Origin of the sequence: Winogradskyella ouciana (assembly GCF_009709615.1) — a bacterium.
Classification (GTDB): Bacteria; Bacteroidota; Bacteroidia; order Flavobacteriales; family Flavobacteriaceae; genus Winogradskyella; species Winogradskyella ouciana.
Window position 1 is genome coordinate 1 of record NZ_WJYA01000327.1, and the last position, 232, is coordinate 232.

General features: G+C 38.4%; 1 tRNA gene. It reads left to right on the top strand.

Annotation, left to right across the window (positions count from 1 at the left end):
- The first annotated feature begins 10 nt into the window (after positions 1–10).
- Positions 11–93 (top strand) — tRNA-Tyr (locus F1003_RS16505).
- The last annotated feature ends 139 nt before the right edge of the window (positions 94–232 follow it).

Genomic DNA, 232 nt, shown 5'->3' on the forward strand with positions numbered 1-232 from the left:
AAAAATTGTTGGGGAGATACCAGAGTGGCCAAATGGGACGGACTGTAACTCCGTTGTCGTGAGACTTCGCAGGTTCGAATCCTGCTCTCCCCACATTTTTTTTAAAAAAAATATTTGAAATATTTGTGAGTTTGAATAAAAGTTTTTAAATTTGATAGTAAGTCAGTGGTGAAAGCCTACAGCTTAACTGTAGAACTGCCGTTGATACTGCTAGTCTTGAGTATAGTTGAGG